Consider the following 19,887-nt stretch of genomic DNA (forward strand, 5'->3'; position numbering starts at 1 on the left):
GAAAACTCTGCAGGTTCCCGGCTTCTCGCATTCGATGCTAGGGCGCCGAAGGCCTCCACGGAGGCCTCGGAGCCCTTGTCCTCCCCTGATCCGACCCTGAGGGAACCCCGAGGTCGCAGCCCTGAAGAGGTCAGCCTCCGGAGGGAGCCAGCCCGTCGGCCGGCGGGAGTCAGGCCTCCGGGGGAGAGAAGACGACGAGCACGCGCAGGTCCTCGCTGATGTGGTGGAACTTGTGGGCGACACCGGCCGGCACATAGATGACGCTGCCCCGCGCCACCTGCGTGGTCTCCATGCCGACGGTGATCGAGGCCCGGCCGCTGACGACCATGTAGACCTCGTCCTGCCCGTGCGGCTGCTGTGGATCGGCCTCCCCGGCGTTGAGCGCGTACAGCCCGACCGACATGTTCCGCTCACGCAGGAACTGCAGGTAGGCGCCGTCGTTGGCGGCGCGCTCCGCCTCCAGCTCGTCCAGTCGGAATGCCTTCATCGCCCTCGTACACCCCTCGCTCGTGAGCCGGCCCTTCCCGGCCCATGTCTGCCACGATCAGACACATGAAGAATTTCGTAGTCAAGACGATCGCCAACGCCGCGGCCTTGGCCGTCGCCGTATGGGTGCTCGACAAGATCACCCTGACCGGCGACAGCACGGGCAAGAAGGTGGGCACGCTCATCGTCGTCGCCCTGCTCTTCGGGCTGGTGAACTTCCTGGTCAAGCCGGTGGTGAAGGTCCTCACCTTCCCGCTGTTCATCCTGACGCTCGGCCTGATCACCCTTGTGGTCAACGCCCTGATGCTGCTGCTCACCTCGTGGCTGGCCGACAAGTTCGACGTCAGCTTCCATGTCGAGGGCTTCTGGACCGCCGTCCTGGGCGGCCTGATCATCTCGATCGTGTCCTGGGCCCTGAACGTCGTCCTCCCCGACGACAAGGACTGACCGAGGCCTTCCGGATGTGGCCGAGAATGGTGGAGGCGGCGGGCCAAGGCCTGCTCGGCCCTGTACGTGCAGCAGTGGAAAGGCGGGCGGCATGACGGAATCAGGACCTATAGGCGGGCCTGTGGGCGATGGCTCGGAGGGCGGCCGGGGCGCTTCGGCGGGCATCGGCGACGGCACGCGCGCGGTCCGGGTCGGGCTGCCCGAACCGGTGAAGCACGAGCCGACGCTGCCCGGCCCGGTGTTCGCCGCGCACTTCCACCTGCCGGGCGATCCCACGGGCGGTTACGCCTACGGCCGCGACGAGAACCCCACCTGGACGCACCTGGAGCGCGCGATCGGCGAGCTCGAAGCGCCGGACTCCGGCGCGGACGTCGAAACGCTGGTCTTCGCCTCCGGCATGGCCGCGATCTCGGCGGTGCTGTTCTCGCAGCTTCGTGCCGGCGACGCGGTCGTCCTGCCGGATGACGGCTACCAGGTCCTCCCCCTCGTCCGCGAACAGCTCACGGCGTACGGCATCGAGGTGCGCACCGCTCCGACCGGCGAAGACGCCCAGCTCGACGTCCTGGGCGGGGCGAAGCTGCTGTGGATCGAGACGCCGTCCAACCCCGGACTCGACGTGTGCGACGTTCGGCGGCTCGCCGACGCGGCACACGCGCGTGGCGTGCTGGTGGCGGTCGACAACACCCTGGCGACGCCGCTCGGCCAGCGCCCCCTCGAACTCGGCGCCGACTTCGCGGTGGCCAGCGGCACCAAGATGCTCACGGGCCACGGCGACATCCTCCTCGGGTACGTGGCCGGCCGCGACGCGGAGCTGATCGCTTCCGTACGCCGCTGGCGCAAGATCGTCGGGGCGATCCCGGGGCCGATGGAGGCCTGGCTCGCCCACCGCTCGCTGGCCACGCTGCAGCTGCGCGCCGACCGGCAGAACGCGAACGCACTGGCCCTCGCCGAGGCGCTGCGAGGCCGCTCCGAGGTGTCGGGGCTGCGCTATCCCGGGCTGGCCGACGACCCGTCGTACAAGATCGCCTCGCGGCAGATGCGGCGCTTCGGGTGCGTGGTCTCCTTCACGCTGCCCACGCGCGCGCGTGCCGAGCGTTTCCTCGAAGCCCTGCGCCTGGTGGACGACGCGACGAGCTTCGGCGGTGTGCGGTCCACTGCCGAGCGCCGCGGACGATGGGGCGGGGACGCCGTTCCGGAGGGTTTCATTCGCTTGTCCGCGGGAGCCGAGGACACTGATGACCTTGTGGCGGATGTGCTGCGTGCGCTGGACGAGTCGGCCGGATCCACGGACTGACCGCGCCCGACACGGGCCCGCAGCACGCCTCCTGTACGACAGGCCGCACCCCGGCTACGTACAACGAACGGTCCGAGCCTCCCCCCTCGTGGCTCGGACCGTTCCGGTTCCGCGCGCGAGGAACCGCGCCAACAAGGCTAGTTGACTCTGTGTCAGTGTCCAATCACCGTAGCGACAGAGTCCTATCGACATATTTATAGTGAGCGGGCCCTGGGGCACGAAGGGGAGGAACGTCACTATGGACCTGGCCCTGCTGCGCACCTTCGTGACGGTGCACCGGGCCGGGTCCTTCACGCGTGCGGCGGCGCTGCTCGGGCTCTCCCAGCCCGCCGTCACCTCCCAGATCCGGACGCTGGAACGGCAGTTGGGGCGGCCGCTCTTCCTGCGCCAGGCCCGTGGCGTGACCCCCACGACCATCGGCGACGAACTCGCCCACAAGGCCGCACCCCATCTGGACGCCCTCATGGAGATCGCCGAGGCCGGACTGGACGAGGACTCGTCGGTACGCACCCTGCACCTCGCCGGACCGCCCGAGTTCACCGCGGAACGCGCTCTGCCCGCGCTCACCGCCCTGAGCGGCCAGGAGGGCCGCAGCCACGCCCTGCGCGTCTCGTTCGGCAACGCCGAGGAGGTGCTGGAGGGGCTCTCCGCCGGGCACCACGACCTGGCCATCACCACCGTCCGGCCGCGCGGCCCGCTGCTCACCGCGACACCGCTCTGCGACGAGGAGCACGTCCTGGTCGCGGGGGAGCCCTGGGCGGCCCGTCTCGCACCCGGCAGACCGCGCCGCCGGGCATCGCTGCCGCTGGAGAACCTTCCGGTGGTCGAGGTCCATGAGTCGCTGCCGTTCGTCTCCCGCTACTGGGCCGCTGTCTTCGACGGCCGCCCCGTGGCGTCGGGCGCCGTCATCGTGCCGGACCTGCGCGCCGTCCTCTCCTGCGTGGTCTCGGGCGCGGGCCTCGCCGTGCTGCCCCGCTACCTGTGTGCCGCGGCCCTGGAGCGCGGCGACATCGTGACGCTCCTCGACCCTGCGGTGCCTCCTTTGCGCACGTACTTCTTGGCGGTGCGCACCGGGACACTCGCCATGCCGCACATCGCGCGGGCGCACGAGTGGCTGTTGCGCACTGCCGCCGGCTGGGCTTGATGGGGGGCGCGGCTGGTCCACGATGTTTCACGTGGAACAGTCCGGGCCACATTTCCCCCATGACCGTCCGACCCGTGGTCAAGCGCACCGCACGCGCCGTCCTGCTGGACGGCGACGACCTGATCCTGATCAAGCGCACCAAACCCGGTGTCGATCCGTACTGGCTCACCCCGGGCGGCGGCGTGGAGGCGGAGGACGCCTCCGTCGTCGACGCGCTCCACCGTGAGGTCCACGAGGAGCTCGGCGCCAAGATCACCGATGTCGTGCCCTGTTTCGTCGACACCGTGGAGCACATCGCCGAGGACGGCGCGGCCGGCGTGAAGGTGCAGCACTTCTTCGTCTGCCGCCTGGAGTCCATGGACCCCGCCCTGCGGCACGGCCCCGAGATCGAGGAGCCGTGCGGCGAGTACGAGATCGTGCACGTGCCCTTCACACGGGTCGGCATCGCCTCGGTCCATCTCGTACCGCTGTCGCTCCGGCACTACCTCGACGGCAACATCGAGGGCGTACGCGCGATGCACGCCCCCGACCTGGGCTAGCGCCTGCCTAGTCCGACGCCACCAGTTCCTCGACGGAGTCGTGGCGGATCCGGCCCTCGGGGATGCCGATGTCCCGCAGGGCGTCCACTCCGTTGCGGATCATGCCGGGTGGTCCCGAGAGATACGCGTCGTACTCGTTCCACGGGCCGTACTCCCGCACCGCGTCCGGCAGTTGCGCCCGCTGGTCCACGATCGGGCGAACGGCCAGCCAGGGGTGGGACTGCTGGAGCCGCAGCATCGTGTCGATGTCGTACAGATCGTGATCGGTGCGTGCGCCGTAGAAGACCTCGACGGGGCGCCGCCTGCCGTGCTCGGCGACGTCCTCGACGAGCGCCTTGATGGGCGCGATGCCCGTGCCGCCGCCCAGACAGAGCAGGCCGCTGTCGGTGGTGTGGTCGACGGTCATCGAGCCGGTGGGCGGGCCGAGCCGCAGGATGTCACCGGGGCGGGCGTGGTGCACGAGGGCGTTGGACACCCAGCCGGCCGGGACGGCCTTGACGTGGAAGGACAGCAGCCCGTCGGAGCGGGGGGCCGACGCGAAGGAGTAGTGCCGCCAGACCCGCGGCCACCAGGGGGTCTCCAGGCTGGTGTACTGCCCGGCGAGGAAGGGGTACGGCTGGTCGGGCCGGACGGTGACGACCGCGATGTCCGGGGTTCTCAGGTCGTGCGATACGACCTCGCCGAACCACCAGGCGGGGGCGCGCAGTTCGTCCTCCGCGGCCGCGTCGATCATGACCTGGGAGATCGTCGTGTACGTCCGGACCCAGGCGGCCTCGGTCTCCTCGTCCCAGCCGGCGCCCGCGTACCGGCTCAGCGCGCCGATCAGGCACTCACCGACGGCCGGATAGTGCTCAGGACGGGTGCCGTACTTGCGGTGGCCGCGCCCGAGATTCTTCAGATACGAGACGAGGACGTCGGTGTGGTCGATGTGCTCGGCCGCGGTCAGCAGGGCCTTGAGGATCCGGTCCCGCTGGGCGTCCATCGCCGCGGGGAAGAGAGCGCGGAGGTCGGGGTGCCGGGTGAAGAGGAGGGCGTAGAAGTACGAGGTGACCTTGTCGGCGACAGGGCCTATCTCCGCCATCGTGCGCTGCACCAGGACGGCGTCGGGGGACGCGGCCTGCGGCGGCTTCGCCCGTGGGGCGGAGATCGGGGGCGAGGTGTTCTGGGCCTGGGGAGCCGGGGTGTCCGGAGTCGGGACCTCCAGGGGCAGGGCCTCCGGGGTCGTTGCCCGGGGAGGCGGGGCCTGCTGCGCCGGTAGGGCGGCGGAGACCGCAGAGGCGCCTGAGACGGCCGGGGCTGCGGATATTCGCTCGTCCGCCGGCTCCTCGACGGGCGCCGCGGAGGTGCCGGAGGGCTGCCTGTCCTCGTCCTCCGGCCGCTTCGACGGCCTGCGCGGGGTAAACCAGCCCCCCTCGCCGCCGGAAGTACCGTCATCCGCCGACGCGGTGGTCGGAGCGTCCATGCTGTGCCTCGCCTCGAACATCTCTCGGTCGGTCTGCGCACTTCCTGCCGGAAGCTGCCTGTGTTCCCCGCTCTGCCTCGATGGCCGGTACGGCCACATTGAACCCCGTGCACCCGGACCCTACGGACAAGTAGGTCGAGAATGTGACATTGCCCGCAGCCGCCTCACCGCAGCTTCCCATTCGACATCACCGCGCCAGGCGCATAACAGGAAGTACGGGCTCTCGATCTCTCTGCCCCGTTAGGCTTCATTTACCTGCGCGCGTCCCCCCGGAGTGCGCAGAGACGCACCGGCCCGAACCTTGATCGACCATACCGGCAGCGGCCGGACGCACAAGTCCCTCTCCCCTTGGCCCGGAACTTGGCCCGGAATTCATCGGCCCTGCCTGCCAATTGCCTCAATTACCGGCCGTGCCGGACCAATTCGTACGCCTTACGCAGATCCCGCCCGACATAGGAGTGGGTGGCGAGGCTCACCAGCCGTTCATCCGCATTGATCGCCACAGAAACAGGCACCACGCCGAACAACTCCAGGTCGGAAAGCGAGTCGCCGTACGCGACGCAATCGCTCCGCCCCACCCCGAACTCTTCACAGAGCCGGTCCGCGATCTTCACCTTGGCCGCCGCGTTGAGAATGCCCGTCGGATCGACGGGCTGGGTGAACGGCACGGCGGGAAAACGCGAACCGTGCGCGGCATGCGCACCCCACCCGATGAGCCGCTCCACGAAGAACGACGGCGAGAGGGAGACCACCGCGCAGTAGTCACCGCCCTCTCGGATCTCGGCCCAGGTCTCCTGGATGCCGGAGAGCCAGGGTGCCCCGTCGAAGGCCGACGTCACCTGCGCCTCCGTGAGCTCCGCCCACAACGCGTGCACACGCACCGCGTACTCCGGCGAACCGATGTGCCCCGCCACGAACTCCCGCTCCAGCTCCGCGATCTCGGCATCCAAGCCGAGCTGTCGCGATATCTCCACGGGGGCCGCCGTGCCGTGCAGCAGCGTCCCGTCCAGGTCGAAGAGGTGTAGGCGTGCCATGTGGGCCGAGGCTAGTGCCCACGGCTGGTTCTGCCCTCGGATGCCCCTCGATGCTCTGCGTGGCCACCATGTTTCACGTGAAACGTCGCCGCCCTTCCTGCCGCTTCCTCCGGCACCTATCCACCGTGGCCGATGACGAGGTGTCCAAAAGCAACGTGCTTCTGCCCACAAACGGGTGGACGCCGAGGTTGTACGTCAGACAGCCTGACCCGCGTGTCGACACCTTCCCTCTCCGCACTGCCCATCCGCCGACTGACCCCCCGCGACCTCAAGGCCTGCGCCGACCTGTCCGAGGACCGGGGCTGGCCCCGTGAAGAACACAAGTGGGGTCTGCTGCTGTCGGCCGGAACGGGTTACGGCATCGACGACCCCGACGGCGACAGCCTCATCGGTGCCTATGTAGTGACCCAGTACGGCCCTCTCCAGCGCCCTGCCCTCGCGGCGATCGGCATGGTCCTCGTCGCCGAGCGGTACGCCCGCCGGGGCATCGGCCGCCGCCTGATGCAGTACGCCATCGAGGAGGCGGCCACCACCCCGCTGACCCTCCACGCGACACCGAACGGCCGCCCGCTCTACGAGCAGCTCGGCTTCAAGGTGATCGGCCGGGCCGAGATGGTCAAGGGGCACTTCACCGCGGTGGGGCCCGCGCCCGACATCGCCACCAGGCCGGCCACCGCGGAGGACCTCGGCGCCATCCTCCGGCTCGACACCGAGGTGTTCGGCCATGACCGCATGCATGTGATCACCCGGCTCCCCGCCTTCACCGACCAGCTGCGGGTCGCGGAAGCCGGCGGCGAGATCATCGGCTACGCGGGGGCTTGGCCCAACATGGAGACCCAGGTCGTCGGGCCGCTCGTCGCGCGGGACACCGAGACCGCGAAGGCCCTCATCGCCTCGCTCGGCGCCGGTACCGACCGCCCTCTGCGCACCGACATCGACGTACGGCACACCGAACTTCTGGCCTGGGTGAAGGAGAACGGCCTTGAGTCCATCGCCTTCAACGCCGTGATGGCGTACGGCACGCCGGAACTGCCCGGCGACTGGACGCGCCGCTTCGCACCGCTGACGGTCGCGGCGGGCTGATTCGACCGACGAGCGCGCACGTCACACGTTGATGTACGCGCGTTATGCCCCTACGCGAGGGCCTCAGCAGCCGCCGTAGCGAAGCCGTGGTCCTGCTGCGGGGCGCCGCCGCCGACGCCGATGGCACCGATCAGGCGGCCGTCGCGGTGGACCGGCACCCCGCCCGCGATGAAGAGCAGCGGACGGTCGAGGGCGGTGGGCAGGGTGTGGAAGAGGCCACCGGGCTGGACCGTGTCGACGAGGTCTGCGGTCGAGGCGTCCAACTGGAGGGCGGTGTAAGCCTTGCGGGTGCTGGTCTCGCCGGAGATCAGCACGGCCCGGTCGTCGCGCCGGAAGGCGAGGAGGTGGCCTCCCGCGTCGAGGACGGTGACGCTGACCCTGACCCCGGCCTCCTCGGCCGCACGGCGGGCCGTGGTGACGAGTGCCTCGGCGTCCTCGATGGTGAGCGGGGCGACAGCGGTGGTGGTCTTGGTGGTGCTCATGAGGGGTTTTCTCCTTGCGGGTGGTGTTGGGGGGGGGAGAGCAGTGGCTGGGGGTGAGGACTGATCCGGGGGCGGGGATAGCTCAGTGATGGACGGGCGTGCGCTGCTCTACCGGTACCGCGCCTGTCACGACCACGCTCGGGCCTCCGGAGCGGCGCTCCAGGGCCGCCGAGACGAGGGCCAGGACGAGGGCGGAAGCGGCGAGTACCGCACCGACCCAGTTCGGGGCGGTGTAGCCGAGGCCGGCGGAGATGACGAGGCCACCGAGCCAGGCCGACAGCGCGTTGCCCAGGTTGAAGGCGCCGATGTTGACCGCGGAGGCGAGCGTCGGAGCACCGGATGCGTAGTCCAGGACCCGCTTCTGCAGGGGCGGCACGGTCGCGAAGCCCAGGGCGCCGATCAGCAGGATGGTGACGGCGGCCGTGATCTTGTTGTGCGCCGTGAGGGTGAACAGGGCGAGCACGAGGGCGAGGGAGCCCAGCGCCGCGTACAGCATCGGCATCAGCGCGCGGTCCGCGAACCGTCCCCCGACGAGGTTGCCGCCGACCATGCCGAGCCCGAAGAGGACGAGCAGCCAGGTCACGGAGGAGTCCGCGTAACCGGCGACGTCCGTCATCATCGGCGTGATGTAGGTGATGGCCGCGAAGACACCGCCGAAGCCCAGGACCGTCATCGCCATGGCGAGCAGCACCTGTACGTTGCGGAAGGCGCCCACCTCGTCGCGCAGCCGCACGCCTTCCGGCTTGGGCAGATCCGGCACGAGCTTGGCGATGCCGAAGAGACCGAGGACGCCGAGGGCGGCGACGATCACGAAGGTGACGCGCCAGCCAATGGCCTGGCCGACGAGCGTGCCGAGCGGAACACCGACCACGTTGGCCACGGTGAGACCCGAGAACATCATGGCGATCGCGCCCGCCTTCTTCTCGGGAGCGACCAGTTCGGCCGCGACGACCGAGCCGATGCCGAAGAAGGCGCCGTGGGCGAGTGACGCGACGACGCGACCGGCCAGCATCACGCCGAAGACCGGGGCCACGGCGGAGAGCAGGTTGCCGACGACGAAGAGGCCCATCAGCAGCATCAGCATCCGCTTGCGCGGGATACGGGTGCCGAGGGCGGTCATCAGGGGAGCGCCGAGCACCACGCCGAGGGCGTACCCGGTCACGAGGAAGCCTGCGGTGGGAATGGAGACACCGAAGTCACCCGCGACCTCGGGAAGCAGTCCCATGATCACGAATTCGGTGGTCCCGATTCCGAAGGCCCCGATCGCGAGGGCCAGAAGCGCGAGAGGCATGGATCTACCTTCCAAACGATTGCAGGTGCGCTTAACGTGCGTCCACAATAGTTGCACACGCGGGCTAGTTGCAACCGCTGGATATTGCACTGGTGGACTATCCTGGGTGCAGCCGCTCCGGGACGGAGGAACAAGAGCCATGACAGCGACCGACCCCGCACTCACCGCGCTCGCCCAAAGCTGGTGCGCCCTCTCCTTGCTCCACGGGAAGATCGAGGCCCACGTCGAGCGTGCCCTCCAGACCAAGCACGGCCTCAGCGTGCGGGAGTACAGCCTTCTCGACGTCCTCAACCGCCAGCACGACGGCGAAGGCGGCCATCTGCAGATGAAGCAGGTCGCCGACGCCGTGGTGCTCAGCCAGAGCGCGACCACCCGCCTGGTGACCCGGCTTGAGGAGCGCGGCCTGCTGTCCCGCTACCTGTGCCCCACCGACCGCCGCGGCATCTACACGGACGTCAGCGAGTCCGGCGCCGCGCTGCTCGCCGAGGCGCGCCCCACCAACGACGCAGCCCTGCGGGAGGCGCTCGACGAGGCCGCCCGGAATCCCGAGCTCGCCCCGCTGGTCAAGGCCGTCGAGACACTGCGCGTACCGGCGTGAGGCCGCGGGCAACGTTCTCCACACGGCCTCCGCGGCTGCGGCCATGCGCATAGGCTGTGGCCATGGGAGATCTTGAGATACGCCCTGCTGTCGCCGCGGATCTGCCCGCCATCGTGGGCATGCTCGCCGATGACCCCCTGGGCGCCACGCGCGAGTCGCCGGACGACCTCACCCCGTACATGACGGCGTTCGAGCGGCTGGCCGGCGACCCGAACCAGCACCTGGTCGTCGCCGAGCGCGAGGGCCGTGTCGTCGGCACACTCCAGCTCACGATCGTTCCGGGTCTCTCCCGGAAGGGGGCCACCCGCTCGATCATCGAGGGAGTGCGTGTCCACACCGACGAGCGCGGCAGTGGCCTCGGCACGCGGTTCATCGAGTGGGCCGTCGAGGAATCCCGGCGCCAGGGCTGCCAGTTGGTGCAGCTGACCTCCGACGCCACGCGCACCGACGCCCACCGTTTCTACGAGCGGCTCGGCTTCTCGGCGTCGCACGTGGGCTTCAAGCTGCAGCTCTGAGGCTGCTCCTGCGGTTGGCGCGAGGGCCTGTTTCACGTGAAGTACTCAGGGCCTGTTTCACGTGAAACGCCTCGCTGTTTCACGTGAAACAGGCCCTCGCGCCGTCCAGAGCTAGAAGCCGCGCCACCCCTGCGGGTCCACCCCGCCCGGCACCGGCGCCCCCTCGTCGTACGGCTTGCGTGTGAAGACGAACGAACCCAGGTCGAGGTGGCTCACCGAGCCGTCCGGCCGCCGTACCGCCCGCAACAGCTCACCGGCGTAGTACCCGTTGAGCCCCGTCCACGTACCGTCGCCGTTGGGCCGGAACCGGGCCTGGCGCCCCTGGCCGGACAGCGGACCGAGCTCCACTCCACCGTCGGCTGCCAGGCGGAGGACGAGCACCTGAGTCCCCCAGTACCAGGGGCCCGCCAACTCCAGCACCCTCTTCTCGACTTCGGGGAGCGGCCGCCACGGCTCCGGGATGCGCGGCTCCGCGTCGGCCACGATCTTCACCAGGTCCACGGCCAGCGCCGCCACCGGCGGCCCCGACGTGCAGTTGGCGAGCGCGACCGCTGCGATGCCGTCCGCCTCGCTCACCCACAGGGCGGCGAGGAAGCCGGGCAGCGACCCTCCGTGCCCGGCCAGGCTGCCCCTCTCCCACCGCAGCAGATCCACGCCCAGGCCGTACGCCCTGTCCCATTCCCCCATGGGCAGCGGAGCCGACGGTGTCCGCATCTCCCGTACGGAATCCACGCTGAGAACCCGGTCGTCGCCCTTCACCAGGAAGGATCCGAAGCGCACCAGATCCGCCGTCGTGGACCACAACTGGCCGGCCGGAGCCATCAGCCCCAGATCTTCGACGGGCTCCGGCATCATCACGTCCGCCCAGGGATGCACGGCCCAACCACCGGCATGCGGGTCCTGCGGCTGAGCACTCGTGCGAGTCAACCCGAGCGGCTCCAGCACTTCGCGGCGCAGCACCTCCTCCCACGGGGCGCCCCGCAAGGCCTCCACCAGCGAACCGAGCAGCGTATAGCCGGGGTTGGAGTAGTGGAAGCGTCGGCCGACGGGGTGCTTGAAGGGGTCGTCCCCCAGGACATCGGTGAGCTCCGGGCGGGTCGATCCCGGGGTGCGCTCCCACCACTCACCAGGGGTCTCGGCCGCCAGCCCGCCGGTGTGCGCGAGGAGTTCGGCGATCGTGGCCTCCCCCGCGCCGGTGCCCGGCAGGTGCTTCTCCAGCGGATCGCCGAGGTCCAGCACACCCTCGTCGCGCAACCGCATGACCAGGACGGCGGTGAAGGTCTTGGTGATCGAACCGATGCGGTACTGGACGTTCTCGTCCGGCTCGTGCCCGTCCACCATGCTGCGGCCGCCGCTCCACACCAACGCACCGTCCCGGGCCACCGCGGCGGCCAGTGACGGGGTCCGGCCCTCCACCTGCGCGGTGGCGACGCGGTGCAGCAGGGCTCGGCGGGTGGAGGGGAGCAACTCTTCGTGAGGTGTCGTCATGGGACCAGTTCACCCGGGAGACGCGCATGCGTCGAGCGAATTCGAGGGCGTCGGCCCATCAGCTCTCCCAGGGCTGTGCCCCTGCGATCCGTCGCGTCGTGATGTTGATCCGGTTGAACATGTTGGCCGCTCCGATGGCGAGGACGAGCGCCGCCAGCTCCCGCTCGGTGAAGTGTTTCGCGGCCTCGTCCCAGATCGCTTTCGGCACCGGGTCGGGCCGGTCGGCGAGGCGGGTGGCGGCCTCCGCGAGGGCGAGGGCGGAGCGTTCCGCAGCGGTGAAGCAGGGAGTGTTCCGCCAGGCGGCCACCGCTGAGCGCTGCTCGACGGTGGCACCCGCCGCGGCGGCACTGCGTGCGTTCCCGGCCACGCAGACGCTGCTTCCGTTGATCTGGCTCACGCGCAGCTGCACCAGCTCGATGGTCGCCTGGGGCAGACCCTGCTTCCTGATGACCTTCGACAGGGTCAGCAAGGCCTTCATGGCCTCAGGGATGAGCAGGGCGGGGTGCTGCATACGAGCCTGCATTGAGTTTTCTCCTCAAGCGTCTGCCCGGCGCCGCTGTCTGCCGCGGAGGCGTCGTGGTGGTCCGTCACTGCACCGACGAATCGCGACGCGGGAGTGTGAGCGGCGCGGGCGACCAGAGCCCGGCGGCCGTCCCGTCACGCAGGTGCTGCTCGTAGGTGACGACCTTGCCGTGGATGACGTCCAGACAGGCGTCGAGGTCGTCGATCTTCGCGCGTACGGCACGCTCGTGCTCCTGGAGCAGTGCGAGGCGGTCCGGTTCGTTTCCCGGCCCCGAGCGTACGAGCGCCGCGAACCTCCTGATCGTGGCGATCGGCATGCCCGAGTCCCGCAGCCGCCCGCACAGCTGGAGCCAGTCCACGTCCGCCTGGTCATAGACGCGTCGGCCACCGCCGGAGCGCGGGATCTCACGCAGGAAGAGCCCTTCACGCTCGAAGAACCGCAGGGCGTGCACGCTCAGGCCGGTCGCCTCTGCGACCTTCCCGATGGACAGCCCACCCGTGCCCCGGCCCACCTCATCGGGCCTTCCCCCGGGCGCATGGCCCGCATCCCCGCTCATGCCCCGACCGTACCCGGCCCCTGTCCCACGGCCTTGACCTAGCTCGCGCTCTAGGTTTTAGCGTCGCCGGCATGATCACCGAACAGCAGAAGACCGGCTCCGGATTCAACGCCCTCAGCACGGCCGACGACGTCCTCGCAGGCAAGGACCTGGCAGGAATCACCGCTCTGGTGACCGGCGGATACTCCGGTCTCGGCCTCGCGACCACTCACGCACTCGTCCGCGCGGGCGCGCACGTCGTCGTCCCCGCCCGCCACCCCGAGACCGCCGAGAACGCTCTGCGCGGCACTCCCCGGACAGAGGTGCACGCCCTCGACCTCGCGGATCCGGAGAGTGTCCGCGTCTTCGCCGATCGCTTCCTGGAAACCGGCCGCTCCCTCGACCTCCTCATCAACGGCGCCGGCGTGATGGCCTGCCCCGAGACACGCGTCGGCCCCGGCTGGGAAGCGCACTTCGCCGTCAACCACCTCGGGCACTTCGCACTGACCCACCGCCTGCGCCCGGCCTTCGCGCCTGGCGGGGCCCGCGTCGTGGCCGTCACCTCCTCCGGTCACTTCCTGTCCGACATCCGCTGGGCGGACCCGCACTTCCGCACGGGCTACGACCGATGGCTGGCCTACGCCCAGTCCAAGACCGCCAACGCCCTCTTCGCCCTGCACCTCGACCGCCTCGGTTCCGACCGCGGCCTGCACGCCTTCGCCGTACACCCCGGCAGCATCCTCACCCCGCTGCAACGCCACATCCCCCGCGAGGAGTGGCTCACGCAGGGCTGGGTGACTCCGGACGGCACACCGGCAGCCGGCTTCAAGACCCCCGAGCAGGGCGCGGCGACAGCCCTGTGGGCGGCGACCTCACCTCTCCTGGACGGCCGCGGCGGGGCGTACTGCCAGGACTGCGACATCGCCGAGTCGGCCACCACCGACGACATGCTGATCGGCGGCGTCAAGCCCTGGGCCGTCGACCCGGACGCGGCAACCCGCCTCTGGGACCTGTCCTGCGAACTCACCGGACTCAGCGCCTTCTGATCAGTTCCTGATCGGTTTCGGATCGGTGAGCAGATCGGTGAGGGCCACGCATCAGAGCCCTCCATAGTGCCCGTCCCAGGCCCGATACCCACACTGTTCTGCCGACGGAAGATATGTGCCCGACCGGGCCTCGACGATCACTACAGTCCGGTCCCATGACAACGGTCCCAATGGTCACAACGCGCACGGTCGAATATCCGGCAGACGGTCTGACGATGGTCGGGCACCTCGCCCTCCCCGCCGGAGTCGACCGCAGGCCCGCGGTCCTGATCGGCCCCGAGGGGACGGGTCTGAACGACTTCCAGCGCCGCCGGGCAGACGCCCTCGCCGAGCTGGGATACGTGGCACTGGCCTTCGACATCAACGGCGGGCGCTGGTTCACCGACCCGGAGGAGATGCTGGCGCACGCGATGCCCCTGCTCGCCTCCCCGGACCGGATGCGGGAGATCGGCCACGCCGCCCTCGATGTGCTGCGTGCCGAACCCCGGACCGACCCCGACCGGATCGCCGCCATCGGCTACGGCACCGGGGGCGCGATCGCCCTGGAACTCGGCCGCGACGGCGTCGACCTGCGCGTGATCGGGACGGTCAACGCACTGACCACGGGCCGTCCGGGCGAGGCGGCGCACATCCGTTGCCCCGTGTGGGCCGGGGTCGGGTCGGAGGACCCGATCATGCCCGCCGAGCAACGGGACGCCTTCGCCGCCGAGATGCAGGCCGCGGGCATCGACTGGCGCATCGTGGTCTACGGCGGAGCCTTGCACGCCTTCCACCACCCGCCGGTCGACCAGGCCGTCCTCCCCGGCGTCGGTCACCACCCGCGACACGCGCAACGGGCCTGGCGCGACATCGTCGGCCTGCTCGCCGAGTGCCTGCCCCTGACGGAGTGAGTCAGGGCCGGGCGAAGGTGTGGAGGGCCTTCCGCAGGCACGCGGCGAACTCGGCGGGGTGCGTGGTCAGACCGGTGTGCCCACCTGGGAAGCGCTGAAGTTCGATGCCGAAACGCTCGGCCAGCAGTGCGGCCGGGCGGTACGGCAACTCGCCGCGCGAGTCCTGACCGCAGGCGAGCACAAGGCGGTCCGACAGTGCTTCCAGCCGGTGGAGGTCCGGGACGTAGGACATGAAGCTCGGCACGATGCGTCCGACGAAGTACGGCAGGTTGGCCATCGTCTGCTCGGCCCGCGCCGCTGCTTGCGGCGGAAGTTTCACCTCCGCCTCCGCCTCCGCTTCCGTCCCCGTCTCGGCCTTCGGCTCACTGGTGTTGTCGTCCTTCTTCAGACCCGCTGCGAACACAGCCATAGCCGGCATGAGCCCCTGAGTGCGGAACGTCTCCTGCACGCGTGCGATGAGCACGCGGTGCTCGGGAGCGTCCGGCAGGACCTCCACCATCGGCGGCTCATGTGCCACGACCCGTTCGACGCATTCGGGATGAGCTGTGACCAGGTGCAGGGCGACGATCGCGCCCGAGCTGACGCCGAGTACGCGAGCGGGTTCAGCGGGCGACAGCAACTCCAGCATCCGGAAGGCGTCATCGGCGTGGTCGGCCACTCGCTGCTCGGCCTCGGGGTCGTCCAGCGTGCTTCGGGACATGCCGCGCGGATCGTAGGTCGCGACGGTGTACTCCGTGGCCAGGTCGTCGACGATGCCGTCGAACGAAGCCGCGCCACCCGTCCCACCGGGGATCAGCAGCAGGAGCGGGCCCCGGCCACGCACTTCGTAGTGGAGGGTCGCGCCCTTCACGCGCAGCCTGCCGATGGTCGGCGTGGTCATGAGGAGTCTCCTTCTCCGAACATGGGCTCTTGGGGCGGAGGCCAGTGCTCCAGGAGGGTGTGCAGGGCATCGAGCGCGCGGACCCAGGACTGCTGCGGCGAACGCTCGTGCGCGAACCCACCCGCCGCCTCCAGGGCGACGAACCCGTGGAACGTGCTGCGCAGCAACCGGACCGCGTCGGTCAGGTCGGGCTCGGCCAGGCCGTAACCGCGCAGCATGCCGTACGTCAGCTCGACCGCGCGCCGCGGTCCGGGCGCCTTCGCGGCCAGCTCGGGGTCGATCCGGATCGAGGTCTGCGTCGCCGCGTAGCGACCCGGATGTTCACGGGCGTACTCCCGCCAGGCGTCGGCGAACGCGACCAGCGCGTCCCTGCCCGCCAGTCCGGCGGTAGCCTCAGCGATGCGAATGGTCTTCTCGTCCGCCGCCAGCAGCGCGATCCGGCCACGCAGATCCTCCAGACCGCGGACGTGCGTGTAGAGGCTCGCGTCCTTCACGCCCAGCCGCCGCGCCACCTGCGACATCGTCACCTGGTCGAGCCCGACGTCGTCCGCCAGCTCAGCGCCCGCGATCGTCACCCGCTCCGCCGTCAGCCCGGCCCGCGCCATGCCCACCCTCCTCACATCCTTGAGACCCTAGTTCTATCCTAGGACTCCTAGGAAAGCCAGGCAGGAAGAGGCCCAATAGGCGGTTCAGCGCGGGATCAGGTCTGTGCCATGTCCACGAAGCGCGAGTAGTGGCCCTGGAAGGCGACGGTGATCGTCGCCGTGGGGCCGTTACGGTGCTTGCCGACGATGATGTCCGCCTCGCCCGCGCGAGGCGACTCCTTCTCGTACGCGTCTTCGCGGTGCAGCAGGATCACCATGTCCGCGTCCTGCTCGATCGAGCCGGATTCACGCAGGTCGGAGACCATGGGCTTCTTGTCGGTGCGCTGCTCGGGGCCACGGTTCAGCTGCGAGAGCGCGATCACCGGCAGCTCCAGCTCCTTGGCCAGGAGCTTCAGGTTTCGCGACATGTCCGAGACTTCCTGCTGGCGGCTCTCGGCCCGCTTGGAACCGCCGGACTGCATCAGCTGCAGATAGTCGATGACGACGAGCTTCAGGTCATTGCGCTGCTTGAGGCGTCGGCACTTCGCGCGGATCTCCATCATCGACAGGTTCGGCGAGTCGTCGATGTAGAGGGGGGCGGCCGAGACGTCCGGCATGCGTCGGGCGAGGCGCGTCCAGTCCTCGTCCGTCATGGTGCCGGAGCGCATGTGGTGCAGGGCCACACGGGCCTCGGCGGACAGCAGGCGCATCGCGATCTCGTTGCGCCCCATTTCGAGCGAGAAGATCACGCTCGGCATGTTGTGCTTGATCGAACAGGCGCGCGCGAAGTCCAGGGCCAGCGTCGACTTACCCATGGCGGGTCGGGCCGCGATGATGATCATCTGGCCGGGGTGCAGGCCGTTGGTGAGCTGGTCGAGGTCGGTGAAGCCGGTGGGCACACCGGTCATCTCCCCCGAGCGCGAGCCGATCGCCTCGATCTCGTCGAGAGCGCCCTCCATGATGTCGCCGAGCGGCAGATAGTCCTCGGTGGTGCGCTGCTCGGTGACCGCGTAGATCTCGGCCTGGGCGCTGTTGACGATCTCGTCGACGTCGCCGTCGGCCGCGTATCCCATCTGGGTGATGCGGGTGCCGGCCTCGACGAGCCGGCGCAGCACCGCGCGCTCGTGGACGATCTCCGCGTAGTACTCGGCGTTCGCCGCCGTCGGGACCGTCTGGACCAGGGTGTGCAGATACGATGCGCCGCCGACCTTGGTGATCTCACCGCGCTTGGTGAGCTCGGCCGCCACGGTGATCGGGTCGGCCGGCTCGCCCTTCGCGTAGAGGTCGAGGATCGAGGCGTAGATCGTCTCGTGCGCCGGACGGTAGAAGTCGTGGCCCTTGAGGACCTCGACGACATCGGCGATGGCGTCCTTGGAGAGCAGCATGCCGCCGAGCACCGACTGCTCCGCGTCGAGATCCTGCGGGGGGACGCGCTCGAACGACGAACCCCCGCCGTCCCAGCCGCCCTCACGGCCGCGCTCGTGCTGCTCGTCGCGGCCCCGGCCTCCGTCGCGGCGCTGGCGGGAGACGGGCAGACGGTCACTGGGACCGCTGTCGGCCCAGGGGTCGTCCAAAGGCTCGGAGATACTCACCGGGCCACCTCCTCCCGTCCGCCGCGCGGACCTCGCCGTGCCCCTCTTTCCTAAGGCACGACACTGACAAATAAGGGGGCCCAACTCCGGTTCTGACGCGTCGGTTTTACGGGGTTTCCGAGGTCGTACGACGAGGCGGGCGCCGGACCACGGTAGGCCTGTGGGCACCGTCAGCCAATCTGGTTATCCACAGGCGGTGTGGATGACGGGCCCGATGCTGTGGAGAACTCCGCCAAACCTGTGCACGGGCCGGTGGACAGCCCTGTGAACAAGCACTCAGCCAGTTTAAGAAAGCGCCTCTGACCTGCATCTTTCCCATCCACCGGCTGTGCAGAAGAAAAACTTTCCCACTCGGACCAAGATCGTCGCAAAACGCGTACGAGCGGGCGCCGAGCCCCAACTCAGGTAAGGGTCTAAAGAACATTGCATCTCTTACCTGTGGAAGATTACATTGGTGTCCATGACACAGGCTCCCGCGGCGCCCAAGGCCGCTCGGCGACGGCACGACCGAGAGATCATCGCGCTCGCCGTACCCGCCTTCGGCGCGCTCGTCGCCGAGCCCCTCTTCGTCCTGGCCGACAGCGCCATCGTCGGGCGCCTCGGCACCGCCCAGCTCGCCGGTCTCGGTGTCGCCTCGGCACTCCTCACCACCGCGGTGAGCATCTTCGTCTTTCTCGCGTACGCCACCACGGGCGTCGTCGCCCGCAGGGTCGGCGCAGGCGACCTCCAGTCCGCCATCCGGCAGGGCATGGACGGTATCTGGCTCGCCCTGCTCCTCGGAGCCGCGGTCATCGCTGTGGTCCTGCCCACGGCACCCGCCCTGGTGGATCTGTTCGGCGCCTCGGAGACCGCGGCCCCCTACGCCATCACCTATCTGCGGATCTCCTCGCTCGGCATCCCGGCCATGCTCGTCGTGCTCGCCGCCACCGGTGTGCTCCGCGGCCTCCAGGACACCAAGACCCCGCTGTACGTCGCGATCGGGGGCTTCGTCGCCAACGCCGTCCTGAACGTCGGTCTGGTCTACGGCGCCGACCTCGGCATCGCCGGCTCCGCCTGGGGCACCGTCATCGCCCAGTGCGGCATGGCCGCCGTCTACCTCTTCGTCGTCGTCCGCGGTGCCAAGCAGCACGGCGCCTCGCTCCGGCCCGACGCCGCCGGGATCCGGGCCTGCGCCCAAGCCGGTGCGCCACTTCTGGTCCGCACGCTCTCGCTGCGGGCCATCCTGATGATCGCGACCGCGGTGGCGGCCCGCCTCGGCGATTCCGACATCGCCGCCCACCAGATCGTGCTGTCCCTGTGGAGTTTGCTGGCCTTCGCGCTCGACGCCATCGCCATCGCAGGTCAGGCGATCATCGGCCGCTATCTGGGCGCCGGGGACCGGGACGGCGCACGCGCCGTCTGCCGTCGGATGGTGCAGTGGGGCATCGCCTCAGGTGTCGTGCTCGGCCTGCTCGTCGTGCTCGCACGGCCGTTGTTCATTCCGCTCTTCACCAGCGACGCCACCGTCCAGGACACAGCGCTGCCCGCCCTCGTCGTGGTCGCCCTCGCTCAGCCGATCTGCGGCATCGTCTTCGTCCTCGACGGCGTCCTGATGGGCGCGGGCGACGGACCGTACCTCGCCTGGGCAATGATCGTCACGCTGGCGGTCTTCACCCCCGTCGCCCTGCTCGTCCCCACGTTCGGCGGCGGCCTGACCGCGCTGTGGGGAGCGATGACCCTGATGATGGCGGTACGCATGGTGACCTTGTGGCTGCGCTCCCGCTCCGGCCGCTGGATCGTCACGGGCGCCACGCGCTGAGCGTTTCACGTGAAACAGCCCGAGCACTGTCTCGGGAAGCACGTTGGGGGGGCCCCCCCACGGGGGGGGGGGCCCCATGGGGGGGGGGGGGGGGTACCTTGGGTACTCGTTGGGGGGGGGGGGGCCCCTTCCCCCCGGCCCCGCCCCTGCCTTAGTACGCGGGTGGGTGAGCGGGT

The 19,887-nt window shown here is 69.8% G+C and carries 21 protein-coding genes; 10 read left to right on the plus strand and 11 right to left on the minus strand.

From position 1 onward, the window contains the following. Positions 1-169 precede the first annotated feature (169 nt). On the minus strand, positions 170-487 hold the full coding sequence (locus tag AB0H82_RS13850) for a cupin domain-containing protein (RefSeq protein ID WP_362992176.1): 318 nt from the start codon (positions 485-487) through the stop codon (positions 170-172). Between the two features lie 65 nt (positions 488-552). Between AB0H82_RS13850 and AB0H82_RS13855 the strand changes: the two genes are divergently transcribed. The 4 genes from AB0H82_RS13855 (at position 553) to AB0H82_RS13870 (ending at position 3,910) form a co-directional block, all read left to right on the plus strand. Next, on the plus strand, positions 553-933 hold the full coding sequence (locus AB0H82_RS13855) for a phage holin family protein (protein WP_362992178.1): 381 nt from the start codon (positions 553-555) through the stop codon (positions 931-933). Between the two features lie 91 nt (positions 934-1,024). Beyond that, positions 1,025-2,227, plus strand: coding sequence for a cystathionine gamma-lyase (locus AB0H82_RS13860; protein WP_362992180.1), 1,203 nt, complete (start codon positions 1,025-1,027; stop codon positions 2,225-2,227). Between the two features lie 238 nt (positions 2,228-2,465). Continuing rightward, complete coding sequence (locus AB0H82_RS13865; RefSeq protein WP_362992182.1) at positions 2,466-3,371, plus strand: LysR family transcriptional regulator; 906 nt, start codon at positions 2,466-2,468, stop codon at positions 3,369-3,371. Positions 3,372-3,430: 59 nt separating this feature from the next. After that, the gene (locus tag AB0H82_RS13870; RefSeq protein WP_362992184.1) at positions 3,431-3,910 is read left to right on the plus strand and encodes an NUDIX hydrolase; all 480 of its coding nucleotides are present in this window, start codon (positions 3,431-3,433) and stop codon (positions 3,908-3,910) included. A 7-nt stretch (positions 3,911-3,917) separates the two neighbouring features. On the opposite strand, the gene AB0H82_RS13875 is transcribed toward AB0H82_RS13870, so the two are convergent. Both AB0H82_RS13875 and AB0H82_RS13880 read right to left on the minus strand, forming a co-directional pair. Next, a complete protein-coding gene (locus AB0H82_RS13875; protein WP_362992186.1) occupies positions 3,918-5,372 on the minus strand; it encodes a globin domain-containing protein in 1,455 nt (484 codons plus the stop codon). A 401-nt stretch (positions 5,373-5,773) separates the two neighbouring features. Then, the gene (locus AB0H82_RS13880) at positions 5,774-6,406 is read right to left on the minus strand and encodes an HAD-IB family phosphatase (RefSeq protein ID WP_362992188.1); all 633 of its coding nucleotides are present in this window, start codon (positions 6,404-6,406) and stop codon (positions 5,774-5,776) included. A gap of 213 nt (positions 6,407-6,619) precedes the next feature. Here AB0H82_RS13880 and AB0H82_RS13885 point away from each other — a divergent pair, with 213 nt between their 5' ends. Further along, positions 6,620-7,489 (plus strand): GNAT family N-acetyltransferase, encoded by an 870-nt coding sequence (locus AB0H82_RS13885; RefSeq protein WP_362992189.1) that lies wholly within the window; start codon positions 6,620-6,622, stop codon positions 7,487-7,489. 50 nt (positions 7,490-7,539) lie between these two features. Here AB0H82_RS13885 and AB0H82_RS13890 read toward each other — a convergent pair whose 3' ends face one another. Continuing rightward, positions 7,540-7,971: a heme-binding protein gene (locus AB0H82_RS13890; protein ID WP_362992191.1), complete on the minus strand. Its 432-nt coding sequence runs from the start codon at positions 7,969-7,971 to the stop codon at positions 7,540-7,542. Positions 7,972-8,053: 82 nt separating this feature from the next. Further along, positions 8,054-9,262 carry an MFS transporter gene (locus AB0H82_RS13895; protein WP_362992193.1) on the minus strand — a complete coding sequence of 403 codons (1,209 nt, stop codon included), beginning with the start codon at positions 9,260-9,262 and terminating at the stop codon, positions 8,054-8,056. A 139-nt stretch (positions 9,263-9,401) separates the two neighbouring features. On the opposite strand from AB0H82_RS13895, the gene AB0H82_RS13900 reads away from it, so the two are divergent. Then, positions 9,402-9,860, plus strand: a complete 459-nt coding sequence (locus AB0H82_RS13900) for a MarR family transcriptional regulator (protein WP_362992195.1) — start codon at positions 9,402-9,404, stop codon at positions 9,858-9,860. A gap of 62 nt (positions 9,861-9,922) precedes the next feature. Then, on the plus strand, positions 9,923-10,375 hold the full coding sequence (locus AB0H82_RS13905) for a GNAT family N-acetyltransferase (RefSeq protein WP_362992197.1): 453 nt from the start codon (positions 9,923-9,925) through the stop codon (positions 10,373-10,375). A gap of 111 nt (positions 10,376-10,486) precedes the next feature. Here the strand turns inward: AB0H82_RS13905 and AB0H82_RS13910 are convergent, their stop codons facing one another. The 3 genes from AB0H82_RS13910 to AB0H82_RS13920 form a co-directional block, all read right to left on the minus strand. Next, positions 10,487-11,863: a serine hydrolase domain-containing protein gene (locus tag AB0H82_RS13910; RefSeq protein ID WP_362992198.1), complete on the minus strand. Its 1,377-nt coding sequence runs from the start codon at positions 11,861-11,863 to the stop codon at positions 10,487-10,489. A 58-nt stretch (positions 11,864-11,921) separates the two neighbouring features. Continuing rightward, a complete protein-coding gene (locus AB0H82_RS13915; protein ID WP_362992200.1) occupies positions 11,922-12,386 on the minus strand; it encodes a carboxymuconolactone decarboxylase family protein in 465 nt (154 codons plus the stop codon). A 64-nt stretch (positions 12,387-12,450) separates the two neighbouring features. Next, a complete protein-coding gene (locus tag AB0H82_RS13920; RefSeq protein ID WP_362992202.1) occupies positions 12,451-12,942 on the minus strand; it encodes a MerR family transcriptional regulator in 492 nt (163 codons plus the stop codon). A gap of 71 nt (positions 12,943-13,013) precedes the next feature. On the opposite strand from AB0H82_RS13920, the gene AB0H82_RS13925 reads away from it, so the two are divergent. Both AB0H82_RS13925 and AB0H82_RS13930 read left to right on the plus strand, forming a co-directional pair. Then, positions 13,014-13,967, plus strand: a complete 954-nt coding sequence (locus tag AB0H82_RS13925; RefSeq protein WP_362992204.1) for an SDR family NAD(P)-dependent oxidoreductase — start codon at positions 13,014-13,016, stop codon at positions 13,965-13,967. Positions 13,968-14,122: 155 nt separating this feature from the next. Beyond that, positions 14,123-14,857 (plus strand): dienelactone hydrolase family protein, encoded by a 735-nt coding sequence (locus AB0H82_RS13930; RefSeq protein WP_362992206.1) that lies wholly within the window; start codon positions 14,123-14,125, stop codon positions 14,855-14,857. A 1-nt stretch (position 14,858) separates the two neighbouring features. Here AB0H82_RS13930 and AB0H82_RS13935 read toward each other — a convergent pair whose 3' ends face one another. The 3 genes from AB0H82_RS13935 to dnaB all read right to left on the minus strand — a co-directional run bounded on the left by AB0H82_RS13935 (position 14,859) and on the right by dnaB (position 17,913). Then, positions 14,859-15,737, minus strand: coding sequence for an alpha/beta hydrolase (locus AB0H82_RS13935; RefSeq protein WP_362992208.1), 879 nt, complete (start codon positions 15,735-15,737; stop codon positions 14,859-14,861). Then, a complete protein-coding gene (locus AB0H82_RS13940) occupies positions 15,734-16,342 on the minus strand; it encodes a WHG domain-containing protein (RefSeq protein WP_362992210.1) in 609 nt (202 codons plus the stop codon). Before AB0H82_RS13940 ends, AB0H82_RS13935 begins: the two co-directional genes overlap by 4 nt. 95 nt (positions 16,343-16,437) lie before the next feature. After that, complete coding sequence (gene dnaB, locus AB0H82_RS13945; protein WP_030780096.1) at positions 16,438-17,913, minus strand: replicative DNA helicase; 1,476 nt, start codon at positions 17,911-17,913, stop codon at positions 16,438-16,440. A 460-nt stretch (positions 17,914-18,373) separates the two neighbouring features. On the opposite strand from dnaB, the gene AB0H82_RS13950 reads away from it, so the two are divergent. Then, positions 18,374-19,711 (plus strand): MATE family efflux transporter, encoded by a 1,338-nt coding sequence (locus tag AB0H82_RS13950; RefSeq protein ID WP_362992212.1) that lies wholly within the window; start codon positions 18,374-18,376, stop codon positions 19,709-19,711. The last annotated feature ends 176 nt before the right edge of the window (positions 19,712-19,887 follow it).

The sequence above is a fragment of the Streptomyces sp. NPDC050732 genome, from assembly GCF_040654255.1.
In the GTDB taxonomy this organism is placed as follows: domain Bacteria; phylum Actinomycetota; class Actinomycetes; order Streptomycetales; family Streptomycetaceae; genus Streptomyces.

What these genes read in the sequence shown, in the direction of transcription:
- AB0H82_RS13850 (WP_362992176.1), bottom strand. Translation starts at nt 487, where the DNA reads ATGAAGGCATTCCGACTGGACGAGCTGGAGGCGGAGCGCGCCGCCAAC.
- AB0H82_RS13855 (WP_362992178.1), top strand. Translation starts at nt 553, where the DNA reads ATGAAGAATTTCGTAGTCAAGACGATCGCCAACGCCGCGGCCTTGGCC.
- AB0H82_RS13860 (WP_362992180.1), top strand. Translation starts at nt 1,025, where the DNA reads ATGACGGAATCAGGACCTATAGGCGGGCCTGTGGGCGATGGCTCGGAG.
- AB0H82_RS13865 (WP_362992182.1), top strand. Translation starts at nt 2,466, where the DNA reads ATGGACCTGGCCCTGCTGCGCACCTTCGTGACGGTGCACCGGGCCGGG.
- AB0H82_RS13870 (WP_362992184.1), top strand. Translation starts at nt 3,431, where the DNA reads ATGACCGTCCGACCCGTGGTCAAGCGCACCGCACGCGCCGTCCTGCTG.
- AB0H82_RS13875 (WP_362992186.1), bottom strand. Translation starts at nt 5,372, where the DNA reads ATGGACGCTCCGACCACCGCGTCGGCGGATGACGGTACTTCCGGCGGC.
- AB0H82_RS13880 (WP_362992188.1), bottom strand. Translation starts at nt 6,406, where the DNA reads ATGGCACGCCTACACCTCTTCGACCTGGACGGGACGCTGCTGCACGGC.
- AB0H82_RS13890 (WP_362992191.1), bottom strand. Translation starts at nt 7,971, where the DNA reads ATGAGCACCACCAAGACCACCACCGCTGTCGCCCCGCTCACCATCGAG.
- AB0H82_RS13895 (WP_362992193.1), bottom strand. Translation starts at nt 9,262, where the DNA reads ATGCCTCTCGCGCTTCTGGCCCTCGCGATCGGGGCCTTCGGAATCGGG.
- AB0H82_RS13900 (WP_362992195.1), top strand. Translation starts at nt 9,402, where the DNA reads ATGACAGCGACCGACCCCGCACTCACCGCGCTCGCCCAAAGCTGGTGC.
- AB0H82_RS13905 (WP_362992197.1), top strand. Translation starts at nt 9,923, where the DNA reads ATGGGAGATCTTGAGATACGCCCTGCTGTCGCCGCGGATCTGCCCGCC.
- AB0H82_RS13910 (WP_362992198.1), bottom strand. Translation starts at nt 11,863, where the DNA reads ATGACGACACCTCACGAAGAGTTGCTCCCCTCCACCCGCCGAGCCCTG.
- AB0H82_RS13915 (WP_362992200.1), bottom strand. Translation starts at nt 12,386, where the DNA reads ATGCAGGCTCGTATGCAGCACCCCGCCCTGCTCATCCCTGAGGCCATG.
- AB0H82_RS13920 (WP_362992202.1), bottom strand. Translation starts at nt 12,942, where the DNA reads ATGAGCGGGGATGCGGGCCATGCGCCCGGGGGAAGGCCCGATGAGGTG.
- AB0H82_RS13925 (WP_362992204.1), top strand. Translation starts at nt 13,014, where the DNA reads ATGATCACCGAACAGCAGAAGACCGGCTCCGGATTCAACGCCCTCAGC.
- AB0H82_RS13930 (WP_362992206.1), top strand. Translation starts at nt 14,123, where the DNA reads ATGACAACGGTCCCAATGGTCACAACGCGCACGGTCGAATATCCGGCA.
- AB0H82_RS13935 (WP_362992208.1), bottom strand. Translation starts at nt 15,737, where the DNA reads ATGACCACGCCGACCATCGGCAGGCTGCGCGTGAAGGGCGCGACCCTC.
- AB0H82_RS13940 (WP_362992210.1), bottom strand. Translation starts at nt 16,342, where the DNA reads ATGGCGCGGGCCGGGCTGACGGCGGAGCGGGTGACGATCGCGGGCGCT.
- AB0H82_RS13950 (WP_362992212.1), top strand. Translation starts at nt 18,374, where the DNA reads ATGACACAGGCTCCCGCGGCGCCCAAGGCCGCTCGGCGACGGCACGAC.